This window comes from Macellibacteroides fermentans (assembly GCF_013409575.1).
GTDB lineage: Bacteria > Bacteroidota > Bacteroidia > Bacteroidales > Tannerellaceae > Macellibacteroides > Macellibacteroides fermentans.
In genome coordinates this window covers 98,274-119,002 of record NZ_JACCCY010000003.1, presented here as the reverse complement: position 1 = coordinate 119,002, position 20,729 = coordinate 98,274, and the positions used below count along the sequence as shown (strand labels likewise).

Sequence of the window (20,729 nt, the reverse complement as noted above, 5' to 3'; positions counted from 1 at the left end):
ATTTTACCTTTGCCGTAAATATTTGCTTATGATAAATCAAGAAGGATCAGGATTCCTTAGCAGGATTCCGGTAGTAACGAAAAATATTATAATAATCAATCTGCTTTTCTGGATGGCGAGCATTGTTTTGCCGCGCATTGGGATTGACCTTATTCATATAGGAGGATTGCATTTTCCGTGGGCAACCGATTTTTATGCTTTTCAGTTTATCTCTTATATGTTTCTTCACGATACAAGTTCGTTGTCGCATGTTTTCTTCAACATGTTTGCCGTATACATGTTTGGCCGCGTACTTGAAAATGTGTGGGGACCTAAACGTTTTCTGATATTTTACATCGTATCCGGACTGGGTGCTGCAGTAGTGCAGGAGGCTGTATGGTTCTTCAATCTACGCGAACTTGTTTTTGCTTCGCAGGATTACATTAATCTGAATGGCGAGCAGATCATATCCAAGAGCGAATACATGAATTATTTTGTGACAATTGGCGCATCCGGTTCTGTGTTTGGTATTTTGCTTGCATTCGGGATGTTATTCCCCAATGTTCCCCTGTACCTGATGTTTATTCCCGTACCCATTAAGGCTAAATATTTTGTAGTTTTTTACGGACTTGCAGAGCTGTTTATGGGTGTGGCTAACTTCGGCGGAGATAACGTCGCTCATTTTGCCCACCTGGGAGGAATGCTTTTCGGATACTTCCTGATTCGTTACTGGAGAAAGAATGACAATGACAATGGAAGATTTTATCTCTAAAATAAAATATAACTTCAACCAGGGAAGCATCCTTTCCAAGCTGATCTATATTAACGTTGGACTGTTTCTGATTGTAAGATTACTGTCGGTTGCATTCATCTTGTTTAATATGAATGCAGACACTGTGCTCTTCTGGTTGCAGGTGCCTTCGTCTCCAATTCAGTTGTTGTATCGCCCCTGGACGTTGTTGACCTATATGTTCACCCATTTTGACTTTCTGCATATAATATTCAATATGCTTTGGTTGTATTGGTTCGGCGGACTGTTTCTGAACTTTTTCAGCGAACGTCAGTTGGGTGGGTTATACGTAATAGGTGGATTGGCAGGAGCTTTATTGTATATCGTTTCGTATAACTTCTTTCCCTATTTCAGCAATGTAGCGGCTCATAGTACTTTAATGGGCGCTTCGGCTTCGGTTATGGCAATTGTGTTTGCAGTCTCCTTTTATAAGAAAGACATGGAGATCTCTCTTTTGCTTATCGGCCGGATCAAGCTGATCTATCTTGCCTTGTTTACTTTGGGAATCGATTTGCTGGCAATAACGTCCGACAATGCCGGAGGTCATATCGCACATATCGGAGGAGCCCTTGCCGGTATTCTTTATGCTTCGCAATACCATAAAGGAAAAGACCTTACCGCTCCATTCAATAAAATAATTGATTTTGTTGTAAATCTGTTGCGACGTAAACCCAGAATGAAAGTTACACACCGACGTGCTGAAACTGATCGGGATTATAATGCCCGCAAACATCAGGAACAAGAAGGGATTGATAGAATTCTGGATAAACTGAAACGTTCCGGTTACGAGAGTTTATCGGATAATGAGAAAAAGCAATTGTTTGATGCCAGTAAAAAGTAACCCACAGAAAGTATGAAAACATTCAAGTTGTTGTTGCATGTGCTTTTTGGAATGGGACATTTTCTGGTTGCATTCCTGTTTCTTTTATCCGCTTTCTCCGACCGCATCTCGCCAGAAAAACACTTGGTTTTCTCCTATATCGGATTGGCATTCCCTGTATTCATGGTGCTGAACTTTCTTTTTATCCTTTATTGGCTGGTTGTTTCAAACTGGAAGTCGGCTTTGATAGGAGTAGCCTCCTTTATTATCGCATGGGGACAAGTAACCTCGTATCTTCCTTTTCATAGCATGAACACTCCACTGCCTGAAGAATCATTGAAGGTGCTTACCTATAATGTGATGGGTTTTGCTTATAAAAATCATACAGCCGATTCTCCCAACCGGATAATCGAATACATTGCCGATTCGGGAGCCGACATTGTTTGTCTGCAGGAATATTCGACCAGCAGGCATGGAAATGGATTAACCACCCGGAAATTAAATAAAGCCTTGAAAATGTATCCCTATCGTTCGGTAGTGGAACTGAATGCCAATAAATATCAAAGCATCGGCATTGCCCTGTTTTCCAAATACCCCATTGAGAAGAGCCGGCGTATAAAATATAAAAGTGCCTTCAACGGTTCGGCAGTACACGAACTTACCGTAAAAGGGAAAAAAGTAACCCTGATAAACAATCACCTTGAATCATTCAAGCTTACGATGGAAGACCGATCCAAGTACTCGCAGATAATCGGGAATCTGGGATCCGAGGGCTTGTCGGAATTGAAGGGCTCTTTGCAGCAAAAGCTGGGTACGGCATTTCAGATCAGAGCCGGACAGGCCGAAACGGTGGCAAAAGAGATAAAGGAGGCTAAAGGAGAGTATGTGCTGGTATGCGGAGATTTTAATGATACTCCTATTTCCTATGCCCACCGCACCATTCAAGGGAACCTGGTCGATGCTTTTGCTGCATCGGGAAGAGGATTGGGGATAAGCTATAACCAAAACAAGTTCTGGTTCCGCATAGATAATATCCTGCACTCTTCCAATATCAAGTCCTATCGTTGCACGGTGGACAAAGTACGTTATTCGGACCACTATCCTATGTGGTGCTACATAACGCTGGAATAGAATTTAGTTTTCAACCGCGTCGTAAACATCCGCAAACAGCGACTCTACAAAGAAATAGGTGGCGTTGCAGAATAAAACAGGGTCTTTAATGGCCGTAACCGTATTACCCTTTCCATTTCCCATAATAACATCTTCGGCCGGATATGTTTTCGCCTTAGCTTCTCCACCCGGACTATATTGATAAGAAATGTCGGTAACCTCTACAGAATACCCGTTGTCCTGACAATTAATCCTCATTTTATATTTGACGATTGTCTTTTCCGAGTCGTTCAGCAGTAATTCAACCTTGGATCCAATGAACAGGGTCCCTTTGTTTTTATTGGCCGAAACACTGGATATGAATACATCCTTGCCATAATTTTCTTTCGCCCATGCATGGATGGACTGAAATATTTCTTGTCGGTCGGAATCCTTAACCTCTACCTTGTCGCTGTATAATACCTTGCCTTCGCGGGTAGGGGCGCAAGACTCCACAGTCCCTTTATGCCCCTGGGCAGCAACTATCATTGGTAAAATGGAAAACAGTAATAAAAAAAATCGTTTCATATGCAGTGTTTTATTTAATCCATACATTTTGTATTTCACCTAAAAGAATTTTGCTTCCATTTACCGGAGCTCCTGCCGTTCCGTTTTGTTGCGACAAAGAGATTTTCTTACATTCGATAATCATCCATGCTTCAGAAAAAGCCTTGTTGCCGTTGGACGTAGTAATAAGAGTAAGTCCCGAGTTTTGAATTCTATCCGGATCTTTGCTCCGGTTATCCTTGTTCTTGTCGAGAACATCTCTGTAGGCTTCGGTATAGAACGAAAGCGTATAAGACGAAGCCGATTCGATCAGCGAGGCGATATGTTTACCGGATTCGGTGATACAGAAGGCAACCGGCTTGCTAAACGCATAACCTACACCTCCCGAGCTAAGCGTGGCAAAATCTGTTTCCTGTCCGTTGGAAACCGTAATCATCATCTGGTCGTTCTGCATCATCCGGATGATATTGCCCGGAATTTTATCTGCAGCAACCGCTTTGTATCCGGCAGGTACATTGGCCTGAACAGGTAAAACTTCGGGTTGAGCCTGTGCAGCGGCAGTAGTTGTTGCAGCAATAAGCGGTGTAGCGGCAACAACCGGAGCAATGGGAACAACCGGTGTAACCACCGCAGTCTGAGATGTTACAGCCGGAACAACAGCCGCTGTAACCGGAGCTGCAGCCGAGGCACTTGCCGATACCAGCCCGTTAATTTTATTTGTCGCATCAACAAAAAGCTTGTCTATCAAATCGATTGTGCCTTTTCTGAACTTTCCCGGTACCCGAAGCAACTTGTTATTCCTAAGTGCAATCTTGTCGGTTATCCACTCTTCAGCCACATACTTTTCGGGTTGTTTCTGGTAAGAAACATTGTATTCGTATCGTATACCGCTTATCTCCAAATCGCAACGCTGGTCAACACATACAATACGCATCAGGTAGTTGATCGTAGTCCTGTCGAGCGACAGAGCCGAGCTGCTGAATACGATATATTCGTTACCGAGGCAAGCAATTGCACCTTCTTCGGGCTTCTGATATACTACTCTGTTTTTTTCTCCGTTATAATAATCGCCTGCCCAGGATAACATGGCTTCGTAAAGCTGTTCCTGAGATAGGGAAGGGGCTTTGATTGTTTTAGAAAATACAACCTTTCCGTCCACTTCCGGGACAGCACCAGCCAGATAGTGTTCTTCTTTTTGAGCAAAGAGAATGCCCGGCATTAATAAAAAAAGAAAAAATAGACGTTTCATTATGCGTTAGATTTATTTTATGGCAAACCTACTTAAAAAACTTCGATTATTAACGGATACGTGTCAAAAAATGGCTGATCGTTGTTCTTTTTAGGATTGTTTGCAATCGACGTTAAGGAATGTATTTGAGTGTAAATTGTTATTTTTTGAAACTGAAGTGATTGAATTCCAAATAAAACCGGTTAATTTTGAGATTTCAAGCCATTTTGTCTTTCAAATAAAGCCTGTGATACGCAAATTATTAATTGATTTAGTCGCAGTCATTGAAAAAAAATCATATATTTGCACCCTGTGAAAAAATCGAAAAATATATAATGTAATAACATAAAAATAAGATTCAAATGCAAAACAAAGGATTTGTAAAGGTCTTCTCTGTGTTACTTACCCTGGTTTGCTTGTTCTATCTGTCGTTTTCTTTTGTGACCAGATACTATTCAAGTAAAGCAGCAGAGTACGCAGCTGGGGATCCGGCAAAAGAGAGTCAGTTTATCGACTCACTCTCTACTCAGAAGGTATGGCTTGGCTATACCCTTAAGCAGTGTCGTGAAATGGAAATTAGTTTAGGTCTCGACTTAAAAGGAGGTATGAACGTAGTTTTGGAACTGAATGTGGCTGATGTGCTTCGTTCACTTTCAAATAAAAACACGGACGAGAACTTCAACAAAGCGCTTGATCTGGCTTATGCCCGTCAGAACACCAGTCAGAAAGACTTTATTGATCTTTTTGCCGAAGAATATAAAAAACTTGATCCGGGAGCACGTCTTTCTGCTATCTTCAGCACTTTCGAACTGAAAGACAGAATTACTCCTCAAAGTACCGATGCACAGGTTATTTCTGTAATCCGTGAAGAGTTGAAGAGTGCTATCGACAATTCATTCAACGTATTACGTACCCGTATCGACCGTTTCGGTGTGGTTTCTCCTAATATCCAGCGTCTTGAAACTGCCGGCCGTATCCTGGTTGAATTACCGGGTGTTAAGGAACCGGAGCGTGTTCGTAAGCTTTTACAAGGTAGTGCCAATCTTGAATTCTGGGAAACATATGATTTACCCGAAATTTATCAACAGCTGATTGCTGCAGACAATGTACTAGCAAAATTAGATCTGTCCAAATTTGATGCCGCAGCAGCAGAAGCTCCTGTAGCAGATTCAGCTTTAGTGGCAACAGATTCTACAGCTGCAGTAACTGAAGAGGTTGCCGAAGTTGCTGATTCTGCAAGTGTAGATACGCTTCTTGCCAAAATCGAGCAGAAACAACCTGATACACAGTCTTCTCAGTCAATGGAAGAGTTTGCAAAACAACACCCGTTGTTTGCCCTTCTGCAGATCAATCAATATAACGGTCAGCTTGCAGGTGGTCCGGTTGTTGGTGTTGCTCATGTAAAAGACATGGCTAAGATCGACGAATACCTTAACATGAAACAGGTAAAAGACGTATTGCCAAGAAACCTTTCTTTGAAATGGGGTGTGAAGGCAATCGACGAAAAAGAACAATTCTTCCAGCTATATGCTATCAAGGTTACCAACCGCGACGGAAGTCCGGCTTTGGGAGGTGATGTTGTAACAGACGCACGCGACGACTTCAACCAACAGCCCGGCCGCGCCGAATCTGAAGTAAGCATGACGATGAATGCCGAAGGTGCTAAAGCCTGGGCTCGTCTTACAAAAGAAAATATCGGTAAATCGGTTGCCATCATTCTGGATGATATGGTTTACTCTGCACCACGTGTAAACGACGAAATCACTGGTGGACGTTCATCTATTACAGGCGACTTTACACCTGAAGAGGCGAAAGACCTTGCCAACGTGTTGAAGTCAGGTAAGATGGCCGCTTCTGTACAGATTGTACAGGAAGATGTGGTTGGTCCGTCTTTGGGCCAAGAAGCGATCACTGCTGGAGTAATCTCTTTCGTTATCGCATTGGTGTTGCTGATGTGCTACATGTGTGCAGCTTACGGTTTAGTACCGGGTATGATTGCTAATGGAGCCTTATTGATAAATATATTCTTTACAATGGGTATCCTGGCCTCCTTCCAGGCGGTGCTTACTTTAGCCGGTATTGCGGGTATGGTATTGACCTTAGGTATGGCAGTTGATGCGAACGTATTGATTTACGAACGTACAAAAGAGGAATTACGTGCCGGTAAGAATCTTAAGAAGGCATTGGACGATGGTTACAAGAATGCATTCTCTGCTATCTTCGACTCCAACCTTACTACAATCATCACAGGTATCGTGTTGTTCTACTTCGGAACAGGTCCTATCCGAGGTTTTGCAACGACCTTGATTATAGGTCTTATCGCCTCATTCATCACAGCCGTGTTCCTGACCCGTATCGTTTATGAGGGACTTATTGCTAAGGAAAAAATTAAAACACTTCCGTTTACTACTTCATTTACCAAAGATTTACTTGTAAATCCGACCGTAAATTTCTTAGGAAAACGTAAAACAGGTTATTTAATCCCATTGGCACTTATCCTTGTGGGTATCGCATCTTTCTTCACTATCGGATTAAATAATGGTATTGACTTCACAGGTGGTAGAAACTATATTGTACGTTTTGATCAACCGGTTCAAACCGATAATGTTCGTGGAATGCTTAGCGACCAGCTAGATGGAGCTGTAAGTGTTATAACTATTGGTTCAGCTGATCAGGTGCGTATTTCTACAAACTATAAGATCGCTGATTCAAATGCAGAGGTTGACCGTGAAATTGAAACTAAGCTTTATGAAGGATTAAAACCTCTTTTGAAGGATGGTACTACGCTGGATCAATTTGTAGATACTAATATTCAAAGTTCTCAAAAGGTTGGACCAAGTATGGCAGACGATATCAAGAATAGTGCTTATCTTGCTGTATTGTTCTCCATGATCTGTATGGCAGCCTATATCTTGCTACGATTTAGAGATGTATCATTCTCTGCCGGAGCATTTGCTTCTGTTGCTGTAACAACATTCAGTATTATAGCATTGTATTCTTTGCTTTGGAAGTTTATGCCATTTTCAATGGAAGTAGACCAGACGTTTATTGCGGCAATTCTTACTATTATCGGATATTCAATTAACGACACCGTGGTAGTCTTTGACCGTATTCGTGAAACAATCGGTCTATATCCTAAACGTGATCGTTACCAGGTAATAAACGATGCATTGAATTCAACCTTGTCTCGTACTCTTAATACATCATTAACTACATTTGTAGTTGTACTGTGTATCTTTATTCTGGGTGGCGATACAATCAGAAGCTTTACTTTTGCAATTGCATTAGGTGTAGTTATTGGTACTTATTCAACCCTGTTTGTTGCAACCCCGATTGCATACGAAATTCAGAAAAGAAGCCTTGCCAAAAAAGCTGCTAAAGAGTCTGCAAAATAATAAATAGACTTATTCTATAGATAGAAGCGAGGTTCCTCAAGCAGGAGCCTCGCTTTATTTTTTTAAAGACTGCTTATCTGTACAAATAAAAAGAGGGTGCTCAAACAAGTGAGTACCCTCTTTCATTTTATAGCGTAATGTAACCTTAATGCTTTCTGGTAGTGGTAACTTCCACCCTTTTTGTAGGAGCAAGGTTCTCGTTCCGGTAGTTAAGCTGAGCCACCATATTCTCTGCAAGCTGCTTAAAGGCCATCCCGGTAAGTGAATCAGTATCCAGCGCAACCGGTTTACCGCTGTCGCCGCCTTCGCAAATGCTCTGTACGATGGGTATCTGACCGATTAAGGGTATAGACAGCTCTTCGGCCAACTTCTTGCAACCCTCTTTGCCGAATATATAATACTTGTTTTCGGGTAACTCGGCTGGGGTAAACCAGGCCATGTTTTCGATCAATCCAAGTACCGGTACATCAATCTTTTCGCCGGTAAACATGCTGATTCCTTTACGCGCGTCTGCAAGGGCCACCTCCTGAGGTGTACTTACAACCACGGCTCCCGTAATGGCCAGGGTTTGTACCAGTGTAAGATGAATATCGCTTGTGCCCGGAGGAAGGTCTAGCAGGAAGAAGTCCAGTTCTCCCCAGTTGGCATCCGCAATCAGCTGTTTAAGGGCGTTGCTGGCCATACTGCCTCTCCACAAGACTGCATCCTCTTTGCTTACAAAGAAACCGATAGAGAGAAGCTTTACCCCGTATTTTTCGATGGGCTTGATCAGCTCGCGTTCTCCAACTGTTTCCATATAAGGACGTGCATCTTCCACATTGAACATCTTAGGCATGGAAGGTCCGAATATATCCGCATCCAATAAGCCCACCTTGTAGCCCAGCTGAGCTAATGCAACGGCCAGATTGGCGGCAACTGTACTTTTACCAACCCCACCCTTACCGGAAGACACTGCAATAATGTTCTTTACCTGAGGCAACAGCTTGTCCGGTTCCGGACGTGCCACCTGTTTTGTTTTTACCTGAATGTTTCCTTTAATTTCCACTTCCGGACCCACATAGGTGTTTATGGCAGTCTCGGCAGCTTTTACGACCGACCGGATAAACGGATCGTTCGGTTTCTCAAAAATCAGCGAAAAAGTAACTTTATTGCCATCAATACGGATGTCGTCCTCTACCATTTCGGCAGAGACAAGATCCTTTCCTGTACCCGGGTAACGCACCTTGGAAAGTGCGTCCATAATTAGTTTAGGATATATAGCCATTTTCAGTAATTATTTATGTGCATATTTATTTCCCTGAAGCCAAAGCGCTGCGTTTGCTACGGTTGAAACTCCGGTAGGGATCCAGTTCAATCTCCACCTCCGGCTCCGTCAGCGACTCTCTCTCTTCACAAACAAATTTAATATACTTGATGTTCAAACCCCTGTCCAGCCATTGCTGTTCGTAGTAGGTCCTGATGCCCAGAATATCGTCTGCCATGCCCGAATGATACAGGTCGTCTGTACTGCAAAGAACCGGGTAATTATTGGCCTTAACCATTTCGCAGGTATATTGAAACATGAAGTTGCTGTCGGTCTTCAGATGAACAATCCCGTCGCCGGCCAGCAGTTCGCGGTATAGTTTCATGAAGCGGGTGGAGGTAAGCCTTTTGCTCACCTTCTTCATCTGCGGGTCTGGAAATGTGATCCAGATTTCGGAGACTTCGTTAGCCGCAAAGAAGTGAGAAATCAATTCGATGTGTGTACGCAGAAATGCCACGTTGGTCATTCCCTGTTCCATCGATTCCTTGGCACCACTCCACATCCGGGCCCCTTTGATGTCTATTCCGATAAAGTTCTTGTTTGGGAAAAGCTTTCCCAAACCAACGGTGTATTCACCCTTACCACATCCCAGCTCCAAAACGATGGGGTTGTTATTCTTGAAAAAACGTTCATTCCAATGACCCTTCAGATCGAAACCTTTCTCCTGCAAAGTGGCAAATGGAAATTGGAATACGTGCGGATAGCCCGCCATATCGTCAAACTTAGCTAATTTATTCTTTCCCATGCTGCAAATATACGACATTATTTCTTTTTAGAATTCGGATTATCAAGCCATTTACCGTCCGTTGTCTTTGGTTATAATTTATGTCGAAATGATTTGTCATCTATCATTTTTGCATGTAAATAAACTCGATATCTTAACAGAATAAGAACTTTCTATACGATAAACTATTGTTTTCATAATGGTGAACTATTCGTTTGGCATTTGTCTGCTTTGCGTTTGACAATTGTTGAATGCAAAGTAGACATATGGGTAACTTGCGTTCAACAATTGTCAAACGAATAGTTTGTAACTATGAAAACAATTAATCTATACCATGAACGTTATTCTTTTGCCTTGCTTTCCAGTATGACGATTGCCTGGTAGTTGTAGCTTTCCGGAACGATGGTGGGGGTGATCACTTTACCTTCAAACTCGATGCGGTTGCATATCGCTTTGGCAAAATTGTTTTGTATTTTGGGAACTTCCCAGTACGTTACCAGTTCGTGTTCTGCTTCATCGCCAAAAACAGTAGGGCATTTGAGCTTGTATGTGAGCACTTTCTCATCAGGGCAATCATTTGCACCCATTCCGAAATCGTTGGTTAAAAAGCTGTAGCCGTTGTATTTTGTCATTCCTAACCGGGGACTATCAGGAATGTAGTTTTTAGATTTAGAAGCAATCACATCTTCGCAGGGTTGAGAAGTTACAACTTTCAGGGTATACAAATCCCTTTTTACTAAACCGGACTGAGCCTGCTCTACAGAAACAGATCCGGATTCGCGCTCCAGTTCAATCCCTTGTACCAGGTCTTTCCCGGAAGCATCCTGAAAACTGAGGGCTAAATTATAGAAAACAAGGTCCGGTTCATGGTCGGAAGTACGGCAGGACGAAAAACTACTAAGAATGATAAGGCCCAGCAGCCCTGTAAATAAATACGTCTTCATGGTTTTTACAAATTAAAGTTGATTTGATATTATTTAGATAGATACAGTTTTTTACAAAATCGCTGCTTTCCGATCGAAAGCAATCGGGGATACCCAGTCTCTTGGAAGGTTGAAGTAAGGACGCATACATGCTATTTTCCTCAAATATAGAGATATAAACCGGACCGGCAATAAAAAACAAAGCAGAAAATCTTTTAAAGATTTCTGCTTCGTTCTGCTCTCCCTCTTGGACTTGAACCAAGGACCCTCTGATTAACAGTCAGATGCTCTAACCAACTGAGCTAAGGAAGAATTTAAATACATAGTCAAGGTTGTTCTGCTCTCCCTCTTGGACTTGAACCAAGGACCCTCTGATTAACAGTCAGATGCTCTAACCAACTGAGCTAAGGAAGAATTTAAATACATAGTCAAGGTTTGTTCTGCTCTCCCTCTTGGACTTGAACCAAGGACCCTCTGATTAACAGTCAGATGCTCTAACCAACTGAGCTAAGGAAGAAAATTGCAATTGTCAGAAGTGGATGCCATTTCTTAAAATGCAGTGCAAAAGTAAGTCTTGTTTTCGAAATATGCAATATATTTGCAGAAAAAATAAGAAAAAATGAGAACTATAGGTTTGGGGAATGCTTTGGTGGACGTGGTATTGAGGGTGAAAGACGAGTCGGTTTTGTCCGATATCGGCATAGCAAAAGGAGCTATGGAGCTGATAGACAAAGATCAAATGATTCGTTTGCGTTCGGCCAGCACAGACCTTTCAAGATCGGTTTCTCCGGGTGGTTCAGTATGTAATACCATCCGTGCAATGGCAAATTTAGGAGCCAATGTGGGATATATCGGGAAAATCGGATCGGACGAATTGGCGCAAAGCTATGAAAGTGCCCTCCAACAAGCGGGCGTGGAACCTAATTTTGTGAAGACCGAAGGTATATCCGGTAGCTGTACGGTGTTCGTTACTCCGGACGGCGAACGTACCATGGCTACATTCCTCGGACCGGCTGCCACATTGAATCCTGCCGAGTTAAAGTCCGAAATTATACGTACATACGACTGCATTTACATAGAGGGGTATCTTATCGTAAACGAACCGTTGTTCCGCGAGGCTTTGTCGCTGGCTAAAGAGGCCGGATTGAAAGTGGCGCTCGATTTGTCCAGTTTCAATGTGGTGGAATCAAACCTGGCTATGTTACAGGAGGTGATTCCGGCCTACGTAGATATTCTGTTCTGCAACGAGCAGGAGTCATTTTCCTTTACCGGACTTTCGCCCCGCGAGGCAGCATCCCGGTTGGCGCAGATGGTGGATATTGCAGTGGTTACACTGGGTAAAGAGGGAGCGTTGGTGGCAACAGGCAACGAGGTTATCCCTATTGATGCTGTTAAAGCCCGGGCTGTGGATACAACGGGTGCCGGCGATCATTTCGCAGCAGGCTTTTTATTCGGGTTAAGTAAATCGGCTACATTGGACAGGGCGGCCAGAATCGGAGCGCTGTTGGCTTCGCACGTGGTGGAAGTGTCCGGAGCCTGCATTCCGGATCATCAATGGGAACAAATAAAGTTAAAAGTAGCACATATTTTAAACTAATACCCCTAATATTGTATACATTTACGGCATACAAAAGTAATTAAGAAAAAATCTATGGATAAGTTGATTCAGCGAAGTAAAATTCTCATTCGTATTTTTCTCCTTTTTCTGATATTGCTTCCGGTGGAAGGAAAGTCGCAAGCCGATAATCGCTTCGAAGTAAGTAAGAATCTGGATGTATTTAATGCCTTGGTAAAAGAGGTGGATATGTTTTACGTGGATTCCGTCGATGTGGAAAAGACGGTAAGAACAGGGATCGATGCGATGCTCTCCACGTTGGATCCGTATACGGAATACATTCCTGAACAGGAGATGGGCGACCTCAAATTCATCACTACCGGCGAATATGGAGGTATCGGTTCGTTCATTCGCGAACGCGACGGTGGCGTGTACATTATTGAGCCTTTCGAAGGGATGCCTGCGGCACTGGCCGGACTGAAGGCCGGAGATAAACTGCTGGTGATAGATGGTACAGACCTAACCGGAATGACGTCTGATAAGGTGAGCGAATTGCTTAAAGGCAAGCCTAATACGAAGATGACTTTAAAGATTCAACGTCCCAACGAAAAGAAACCCCGTACATTGGAACTTATCCGCAAGCAGGTGCTGGTAGATCAGGTAACTTACTACGGTGTTCGTAACGACAGCATCGGATATATCTACCTGAAAGGGTTTACCGATAAAAGTGCCCAGGAGGTGAAGGCTGCTTTCGAAGACCTGAAGAAGAATCATCATATCAAGTCGCTGGTATTCGACCTGCGTAATAACGGTGGTGGCTTGCTGGACGGTGCTGTTCAGATCGTTGGTATGTTTGTGCCTAAAGGGGAGGTGGTGCTTTCTACCAAAGGTAAGATCAAACAATGGGACCGTACCTACCGTACCGCTACCGAACCGTTGGATACGGTGATGCCTATTGCCGTGCTTATCAACGGAGGTTCTGCGTCGGCTGCCGAAATTGTTTCCGGAGCCTTACAGGATATGGACCGTGCCGTATTGGTTGGTCAGCGTAGCTTCGGGAAAGGCTTGGTACAGTCTACCCGTGAACTGCCTTATAACGGCAACCTGAAGGTTACCATGTCTAAATATTATATCCCCAGCGGCCGTTGCATCCAGGCCATCGATTACTCGCACAAGAACCCCGACGGAAGTGCTGCCCGTATACCGGATAGCCTGACTACCGTATTCAATACATCCAAAGGCAGACTGGTGCGTGACGGCGGAGGTGTGCGTCCGGATTTTGAGGTGGAAGAGGCTAAAGTGCCTACCATCATGTATTACCTGGTGGCTGATATGGTTGCTTTCGACTTTGCCACAGAGTGGGCCCAGCGTCATCCTTCCATCGGAACGATCGAATCATTCCGGTTCAGTGATGCAGATTACGAAGAGTTCAAGAAGTTTGCCAAAGAAAAGAACTTTACCTACGACCGCCAGAGTGAGAAGCTGCTTAAAAACCTGAAAGAGGTGGCTGGCTTTGAAGGCTACCTGGATGAATCGTCGGACGAGTTCAAGGCATTGGAGGCAAAGCTTACGCCCAACCTGGACCGCGACCTGGATCGTTTTAAGGATCAGATAACCGAGTTGCTCTCGGCCGAGATCGTAAAACGTTACTACTATCAGAAGGGAGAATTGATACAGAGCCTTAAAAAGGACAAGGTGTTGGACAAAGCACTGGAGGTGTTGGGAAATCCTTCCCTTTATCAAACAACGCTTTCAGTTCCAACAGCAGCGCTTTCTGCTATCGGAAAGTAATATGCAATACTACAAGTTCGGAAACGGTTCCCACCCGGTAGGGGGGACCGGCACATCCGATACCCGAGGAGACATAAAATTGTGTGTCTCCTTTTTTATAATATCCATACGGACATTCAAAAATCAGTTTCATGATAAGCGGATAGGGCCAAAACTGTCCGTTGTGCGTATGGCCGTGTAATCCCAGGTCGGCTTTGTTCATCACCATTTCATTGAAAGCCAGCGGTTGATGGTCCAGAACGATGACGGGCAGATCAGGGTCAAGGTCTTTGGTAAGTGAATGAAGCGGTTTCCTTTTTTTGTTTACCAGATCGTCTCTGCCAACCAGGTAAAAGGTAGAGTCGGGCATGGCCACCGAATCAATCATCAAGGTACCGCCGGTTTGAAGAAGCCATTTGTGTTTGGCATTGATGTTGGCTCTGTACTCGTGGTTACCCAATACGATATAGGTACCCAGCGGAGCATGAATTTGCCGCAGCTCCTCTTCAACCTTCTGGTTTACTGCAATTCGCGACTCGTAATCCATGATGTCGCCCACCAATACGGCCAGATCGGCCTTCTGTTCGTTAGCCAACGCTACATACTTGTGTACAAGCGACCGGTTGATGGTTTCGCCTATGTGCAGATCGCTCATCATTACGATCTTAAGACTGTCGCGGGTACTGCCTTTCTTAGGCAGGGTGATCGACACATGCCTTACCACCGGATGGGTTACGGTATGGTAGGCCTTGAACATCAGGATCGTTACGCCGGCGGTGATAGTAAAGAATAAAATAAGTTTGGTCTTCGCATAATTCTTTTTTATCACTTGAGGAATCAACGGAATATACCGGTTCAGGAAGCGGATCAGCTCCAGCACCAACAGACTCATCGTAAGATACAGGGAGGCGATGTACCAGGTGTTGCATATTTGCATGATGGGGATAAATATGCTGTCTGGCAGGCTCTTGCGAAAGAAGAATCCGGTAAGATAAAGTGATATTTCCAGGATAAAGAACAGGGTGAATGGAACCCTCCACTTCTTTGTTGGAGGAATAGCCTGGTATCCCCGTATAAATATATAGGAACTTAACAGCAATTGTCCGACTATGGCCTGTATAAATACCTTCATCTGTACCGGTTTTTAGCGTTCGTTACCCTTTGTCTGCCTGCGAAAAGGTTATATTGAATACCACCATTTCACTTTGTGTGCCGATGCGGAAGGGTGGTCCCCAAAGGGACAAGCCCGAAGAGACATAGAAATGGGTGTTTCCTTTCCTTTTGTATCCGTGACTAAGTTCAAACATACGGTCCACCACCAATGTCATAGGCCATACCTGTCCCCTGTGCGTATGTCCGCTGAACTGCAGATCTATGCCCGCATCAACCGCCTTGTCTAATTCGAAGGGTTGGTGGTTCAGCATGATTACAGGTAGAGAAGGGTCCACCTGCGCTGCGAGCGAATCCAGACTTTCCCGTTTACGGTTGTTGGCATCGTCCCGCCCGATCAGCTGGATTCCGTTGGGAAGGGTTACCACGCTGTCCTGCAGGAGAACAATGCTGGTCTTTGCTATAAAGTCGCGGCTGGCTTCCATGCCGCTTATATATTCGTGATTACCCGGAATCATGTATACACCCAGCGGTGCATGCAGCAGATTCAGCTCCTCCTCCATGCGTTGGTCCAGTACCGGATGGAGACTGTTATCAATGAGATCGCCCCCGATAAGGATCAGATCCGGACGTTGTTCATTAATGAGATCTACGTAGTCTTTCAGTTGTTCCTTGTCGGTTCCGTATCCAAGGTGTATATCGCTTATAGCTACCACTTTAAGCTGTTGATAACTTTTCGCAGGCTTGTTGATAACTATGTTGATAACGTTGGTTTCCGGATGTTTGTATTGGTAGTATCCATAGGCCAGAACCATTGAAATAAGGGCTGTGGCATATAAAAAGCTATGCTTTATCCTTAGTTTGAAAAGATGAAGGATGTCAAGCAATAACAGAAGCATCACCATGTACAGGGTGAAGACCAGCCAGCCCGTGCCAAGCAGGTGTATCCAATGCATCAGCTGATAGGGGAGGTTGAGGTCCCGTAAAAGAAATACGCCGAATACGGCAAGCGCCATGAACCAGAAGGCGGTAACGGCCGCAATCTTTCCAGCCGTTGGGAAGGTTTTGATAACCTGCCACCCTTTGTAAAAAATATAGGCATTTCCGAGAAGGTATACGGAAAAGATAATAATAAAGAACGTGGGCATTGCTTCTAATTTTTGCAAATATAACGAACCTGAACGGATTCTGCAACAAGCAGACCGATTGTGTAAATAACAGTTCCGGACGGAAAAGGTTGAAAAAAGAAAGGGGCACCCGTCCAGAGCGCCCCTTTCCGTATAACGTAGAATTTATTTTTTCAGATCTGCATCCATGGCAGCAGCGGCCTTGCGTCCGTCTCCCATAGCCAGGATAACCGTTGCTCCGCCACGTACTATGTCGCCTCCGGCGTAGATATGGTTGACAGCCGATTGCATGCTTTCCTGATTCACCACAATGGTTCCCCATTTGGTTACATCAAGGCCGCTGAAAGACTGAGGGATCAGCGGATTGGGTGAAACCCCGATGCTCACAATAACCTCGTCTACTTCAATCTCTTCGATCGCTCCTTCAATAACCACCGGTTTCCGTCTGCCGGAAGCATCCGGTTCGCCCAGTTCCATCTTTTGAAGAACCATATGCGTTACCCTGCCACGTGCGTCGCCTTTGTATTCAATGGGATTATGCAGCGTAAGGAATTCAATACCCTCTTCCTTGGCGTGTTTAACCTCTTCGATTCGGGCCGGCATCTCTTCTTCGCTGCGGCGGTAAACAATCATGGCACGTTCCGCACCCAGACGTCTCGCTGTACGTACCGAGTCCATCGCGGTGTTACCTCCACCGATTACAGCTACACGTTTCCCCATAAATACTGGCGTATCCGATTCCGGATTAGCTGCGTCCATCAGGTTAACACGGGTAAGGTATTCGTTGGACGACATCACACCCACCAGGTTTTCGCCCGGTATATTCATAAAGTTTGGAAGTCCTGCTCCGCTGGCGATAAAGATACCTTTAAATCCCTCTGCCTGAAGTTGCTCCTGACTGATAGTCTTTCCGATGATACAGTTGGTGATGAATTGCACACCCATTTGGCGCAATACGTCGATTTCCACATCCACAATCTGATTGGGCAGGCGGAATTCGGGAATACCGTATTTCAATACCCCTCCGATTTCATGGAGTGCTTCAAATACCGTAACATCGTACCCCCGCTGTGCCATATCCCCCGCAAAGGATAATCCGGCTGGTCCGGAACCGATAACAGCCACTTTGATTCCATTTTTCTCGGGAATGACCGGGATGGATATTTGTCCGCTTTCTCTTTCGTAATCGGCGGCAAAACGTTCCAGGTAACCAATGGCTACAGCCTCTTTGCCTAGTTTCTGTGTGTAGATACACTGGCTTTCGCATTGCTTTTCCTGCGGACAAACCCGGCCGCATACGGCGGGTAGTGCGCTGGTTTCCTTCAGTGTCTTAGCTGCCTCCAGAAAGTCGCCCTTCTCTATCTGCTTTACGAATGTAGGTATGTTGATGCTAACCGGACATCCGTTCATACAGGTGGGGTTGGGGCAGTCCAGGCAACGTTGGGCTTCCATCATGGCCTGCTCGGCTGTCAATCCCAGGTTTACCTCTTCTTTATTGTGGCTGCGGTATTCCGGATCCAGTTCATTCATGTGAACACGGGGAATATCCGTTCTTTCTTTATTCTTTTTGCTTTTGCGTAGCTCTTCTCTCCATGATTGGGCACGACGGGCTGCAATAATTTCTTCGATTGTCATAGTAGCCTACTTAATTTTATTTTTTACCAAGACCATTATATGCACCCAGGCGCATTATCATCTCATCAAAATCTACCTGATGGGCATCAAACTCCGGACCATCAACACAAACAAACTTTGTTTTGCCTCCGATCGAAACCCTGCATGCACCACACATGCCGGTACCATCCACCATGATGGTGTTTAAAGACGCAACGGTAGGAATGTTGTACTTCTTGGTAAGTAATGATACGAACTTCATCATGATAGCCGGACCGATTGTAACGCAAAGGTTTACCTCCTCGCGGTTTATTACCTCTTCGATACCGTTGGTAACGAGTCCCTTTTTCCCGTAAGAACCATCATCGGTCATTACAATCACTTCGTCGGAATTGGCTTTCATCTGTTCTTCCAGAATAACCAGATCCTTGCTTCTTGCGGCCAAAACAACAATTACCCTGTTGCCTGCCTTGTGCATTGCCTCTACAATGGGCAGAAGGGGCGCACAGCCCACACCTCCGCCGGCACATACAACGGTTCCCACCTTTTCGATGTGGGTAGCCTGACCAAGGGGACCAACCAGGTCGGTAATGTAATCTCCTTCGTTTAATTCGCATAGCTTGCGTGAAGATTCGCCTACCGTTTGTATAACCAGGGTGATCGTACCCTTTTCGGTGTCTGCAGCAGCAATGGTAAGCGGAATACGTTCTCCCGTTTTTCCCACTTTGACAATCACAAAGTGACCTGCCTTGCGTGAACGAGCGATCAATGGGGCTTCAACTTCCAGTTTTACCACATTGGCAGAAAAATGCTCTTTACTTACAATTTTGTTCATTAAGAAAGTTCTAATTGATAGTCTGTGTTTGTATATTTTTGGCAAAAATACGCAAAATCTACGTATTTGACAGTCATTTGATAAAATAATTGACGTTATTCAAACAAACCTTCATCTCTTACCAACATAAGGATGGCAGAATGCGGTACAATCAGATAGGCTTCGTCGTCGAAAAAGATTTCGTAGGCAGCGTTCTGAAGGTAGACGGCCAAATCTCCCTCTTTTGCCTGCAGGGGAAGGTATTGGACCCCTTCTTCCTTTTTCTTTTGCCAGACTTCATGCTCTTCGGAGGTAGACGGTAACGGATATCCCGGTCCGGCTTTGATAATGTAGCCGCTTTGTATCTTTTCTCCCTGCTGTACCGATGGGGGTAGGTACAGACCTGTCTTCGTCTGACTCTGAGGATTCTTAGGTTTAATCAAGACTTTGTCTCCAACCATAAGTAACTTATTCAAATCTTTCTGATCTATTGAAAGTTGCATACCTGAACTATTTACTGTTTACAGGGTACAAAGATACAGGCCTGCAGCCAATAAATCAATTTCTTTTTATTTTTTTGATCTGGAAGAAAAGAAACAACCAGGCCGTAAGGGCTGCTATTACGTCTGATACCGGCGAAGCCAGCCATACGCCGTCCAGTCCGAAATAATCGGGTAAAATAAGCAAAGCCGGAATAAGGAACAGGCATTGCCTGCTGATACTCTGCACCATGGATATCCAGGCCATCCCGATGCTCTGAAAGAACTGGGCGATTACAACCTGCGAACCTACAACCAAAAAGGCCATGAGCGACAACCGCAGGGCATTGGAAGAGATGGAAAGCATGAGCGGATCGTTCGTAAACGCCCTCACTATGAGGTGGGGGAAGAACCAGCTGCCGATAAATCCGATTCCGGTAACCGCAGTTGCAATCAAAATGACCAGACGAAGGGTCTTCATCACCCGGTCCATGTTGCCGGCTCCGTAATTAAATCCCACAATGGGCTGCATGCCTTGCGATAATCCCAGAATGAACATCATCAGCAGCAGGGCAAAACTGGTTATAATACCATTGGCTCCCACAGCATAATCTCCACCATGGGTCTTTAAAGCATTAATCATCAGTATATTCACCATGCTTCCGGCCAGCTGCATGGCAAAAGGAGACATCCCGATACTTACAATTGCCAGTACAATAGGGAGCTTAAGTTTGAAGTACTTGCGATGAAAACGTACAATGCTGTCTTTCTGTAAGAAATGATTCAGAACGAACAGGGCACTTGCCGCCATGGATATAACCGTTGCAATGGCTGCCCCCCGGATACCCATGCCGAATCCGAAAATAAAAATAGGATCCAGCACAACGTTCAGGATGGCGCCGATAAGCATAGTGACCATGGCCTTGCGCGGATAACCGGATGCACGCATGATGGCATTATATCCAAAGCTGAACGTAGCCAGCAGATTGCCCGGAATGGTTATATAGAGATAATCCATGGCATAGGGAATGGTCTGTTCGCTGCCTCCGAACCAGATAAGAAGTTCTTTAAGAAACGACAGAGATACAATGACGGAGAAGGAGGTCAGTATCAGGGTAAGCATCAGGGCGTTTCCCAAAACATTCTCGGCTTTGTCGACCTCTCTTTTCCCCAGATGGATGGAAATACGGGCAGAGCTTCCGGCTCCTACCAACATACCGAATGCCTGCAGGAAAAGAAGGATCGGGAAGGTGAGTGCCAACCCCGAGAGAGCCATAGCGCCTACCCCCTGACCGATATAGATACGGTCTACGATATTATACAGGGCATTCACCAGGGTGCCGATTACAGCCGGAACCGCATAATGATAGAGCAGTTTGGGTATTTTCTCGTTGGCCAGCCGGGCCGTTATTGCGTTATCCATAGGGATTCATTCGGATTGA

General features: G+C 44.7%; 17 protein-coding genes and 3 tRNA genes. 6 read left to right on the top strand and 14 right to left on the bottom strand.

What is annotated here, in order from left to right; genetic code table 11:
* Positions 1-28: 28 nt before the first annotated feature.
* The 3 genes from F5613_RS09915 (at position 29) to F5613_RS09905 (ending at position 2,720) form a co-directional block, all read left to right on the top strand.
* Complete coding sequence (locus F5613_RS09915; protein WP_179399650.1) at positions 29-751, top strand: rhomboid family intramembrane serine protease; 723 nt, start codon at positions 29-31, stop codon at positions 749-751.
* On the top strand, positions 732-1,610 hold the full coding sequence (locus F5613_RS09910; protein ID WP_179399649.1) for a rhomboid family protein: 879 nt from the start codon (positions 732-734) through the stop codon (positions 1,608-1,610). Before F5613_RS09915 ends, F5613_RS09910 begins: the two co-directional genes overlap by 20 nt.
* Positions 1,611-1,772: 162 nt before the next feature.
* A complete protein-coding gene (locus F5613_RS09905) occupies positions 1,773-2,720 on the top strand; it encodes an endonuclease/exonuclease/phosphatase family protein (RefSeq protein WP_394353472.1) in 948 nt (315 codons plus the stop codon).
* Between the two features lie 3 nt (positions 2,721-2,723).
* Here F5613_RS09905 and F5613_RS09900 read toward each other — a convergent pair whose 3' ends face one another.
* Both F5613_RS09900 and F5613_RS09895 read right to left on the bottom strand, forming a co-directional pair.
* Positions 2,724-3,266: a DUF4468 domain-containing protein gene (locus tag F5613_RS09900; protein WP_179399647.1), complete on the bottom strand. Its 543-nt coding sequence runs from the start codon at positions 3,264-3,266 to the stop codon at positions 2,724-2,726.
* Between the two features lie 10 nt (positions 3,267-3,276).
* Positions 3,277-4,494 (bottom strand): DUF4468 domain-containing protein, encoded by a 1,218-nt coding sequence (locus tag F5613_RS09895; protein WP_179399646.1) that lies wholly within the window; start codon positions 4,492-4,494, stop codon positions 3,277-3,279.
* 341 nt (positions 4,495-4,835) lie between these two features.
* Between F5613_RS09895 and secDF the strand changes: the two genes are divergently transcribed.
* Positions 4,836-7,868, top strand: a complete 3,033-nt coding sequence (gene secDF / locus F5613_RS09890) for a protein translocase subunit SecDF (RefSeq protein ID WP_179399645.1) — start codon at positions 4,836-4,838, stop codon at positions 7,866-7,868.
* Positions 7,869-8,013: 145 nt separating this feature from the next.
* On the opposite strand, the gene F5613_RS09885 is transcribed toward secDF, so the two are convergent.
* The 6 genes from F5613_RS09885 to F5613_RS09860 form a co-directional block, all read right to left on the bottom strand.
* Entirely contained in the window at positions 8,014-9,132 is a 1,119-nt protein-coding gene (locus F5613_RS09885) for an Mrp/NBP35 family ATP-binding protein (protein WP_068183169.1), read from the bottom strand.
* A 25-nt stretch (positions 9,133-9,157) separates the two neighbouring features.
* Positions 9,158-9,916: a tRNA (guanosine(46)-N7)-methyltransferase TrmB gene (gene trmB, locus F5613_RS09880; protein WP_079682613.1), complete on the bottom strand. Its 759-nt coding sequence runs from the start codon at positions 9,914-9,916 to the stop codon at positions 9,158-9,160.
* 320 nt (positions 9,917-10,236) lie between these two features.
* Positions 10,237-10,839 (bottom strand): hypothetical protein, encoded by a 603-nt coding sequence (locus F5613_RS09875; RefSeq protein ID WP_179399644.1) that lies wholly within the window; start codon positions 10,837-10,839, stop codon positions 10,237-10,239.
* Between the two features lie 217 nt (positions 10,840-11,056).
* A tRNA-Asn gene (locus F5613_RS09870) sits at positions 11,057-11,130 on the bottom strand.
* A gap of 28 nt (positions 11,131-11,158) precedes the next feature.
* Positions 11,159-11,232, bottom strand: a tRNA-Asn gene (locus F5613_RS09865).
* Positions 11,233-11,261: 29 nt separating this feature from the next.
* Positions 11,262-11,335: transfer RNA gene (locus F5613_RS09860), tRNA-Asn, on the bottom strand.
* A 102-nt stretch (positions 11,336-11,437) separates the two neighbouring features.
* On the opposite strand from F5613_RS09860, the gene F5613_RS09855 reads away from it, so the two are divergent.
* Both F5613_RS09855 and F5613_RS09850 read left to right on the top strand, forming a co-directional pair.
* Positions 11,438-12,415 carry an adenosine kinase gene (locus F5613_RS09855; protein ID WP_179399643.1) on the top strand — a complete coding sequence of 326 codons (978 nt, stop codon included), beginning with the start codon at positions 11,438-11,440 and terminating at the stop codon, positions 12,413-12,415.
* Positions 12,416-12,469: 54 nt separating this feature from the next.
* Positions 12,470-14,164 (top strand): S41 family peptidase, encoded by a 1,695-nt coding sequence (locus F5613_RS09850; protein ID WP_179399642.1) that lies wholly within the window; start codon positions 12,470-12,472, stop codon positions 14,162-14,164.
* On the opposite strand, the gene F5613_RS09845 is transcribed toward F5613_RS09850, so the two are convergent.
* The 6 genes from F5613_RS09845 to F5613_RS09820 form a co-directional block, all read right to left on the bottom strand.
* A complete protein-coding gene (locus tag F5613_RS09845) occupies positions 14,151-15,275 on the bottom strand; it encodes a metallophosphoesterase (protein WP_179399641.1) in 1,125 nt (374 codons plus the stop codon). The genes F5613_RS09850 and F5613_RS09845 overlap by 14 nt on opposite strands.
* Before the next feature lie 22 nt (positions 15,276-15,297).
* Positions 15,298-16,401 (bottom strand): metallophosphoesterase, encoded by a 1,104-nt coding sequence (locus F5613_RS09840; protein WP_179399640.1) that lies wholly within the window; start codon positions 16,399-16,401, stop codon positions 15,298-15,300.
* Positions 16,402-16,545: 144 nt separating this feature from the next.
* Positions 16,546-18,015 (bottom strand): NADPH-dependent glutamate synthase, encoded by a 1,470-nt coding sequence (gltA, locus tag F5613_RS09835; RefSeq protein WP_079682609.1) that lies wholly within the window; start codon positions 18,013-18,015, stop codon positions 16,546-16,548.
* A gap of 16 nt (positions 18,016-18,031) precedes the next feature.
* Positions 18,032-18,829 (bottom strand): sulfide/dihydroorotate dehydrogenase-like FAD/NAD-binding protein, encoded by a 798-nt coding sequence (locus F5613_RS09830; RefSeq protein ID WP_079682608.1) that lies wholly within the window; start codon positions 18,827-18,829, stop codon positions 18,032-18,034.
* Positions 18,830-18,924: 95 nt separating this feature from the next.
* A complete protein-coding gene (locus tag F5613_RS09825) occupies positions 18,925-19,311 on the bottom strand; it encodes a co-chaperone GroES (RefSeq protein ID WP_079682607.1) in 387 nt (128 codons plus the stop codon).
* Between the two features lie 55 nt (positions 19,312-19,366).
* Entirely contained in the window at positions 19,367-20,710 is a 1,344-nt protein-coding gene (locus F5613_RS09820) for an MATE family efflux transporter (RefSeq protein WP_179399639.1), read from the bottom strand.
* Positions 20,711-20,729: the final 19 nt, after the last annotated feature.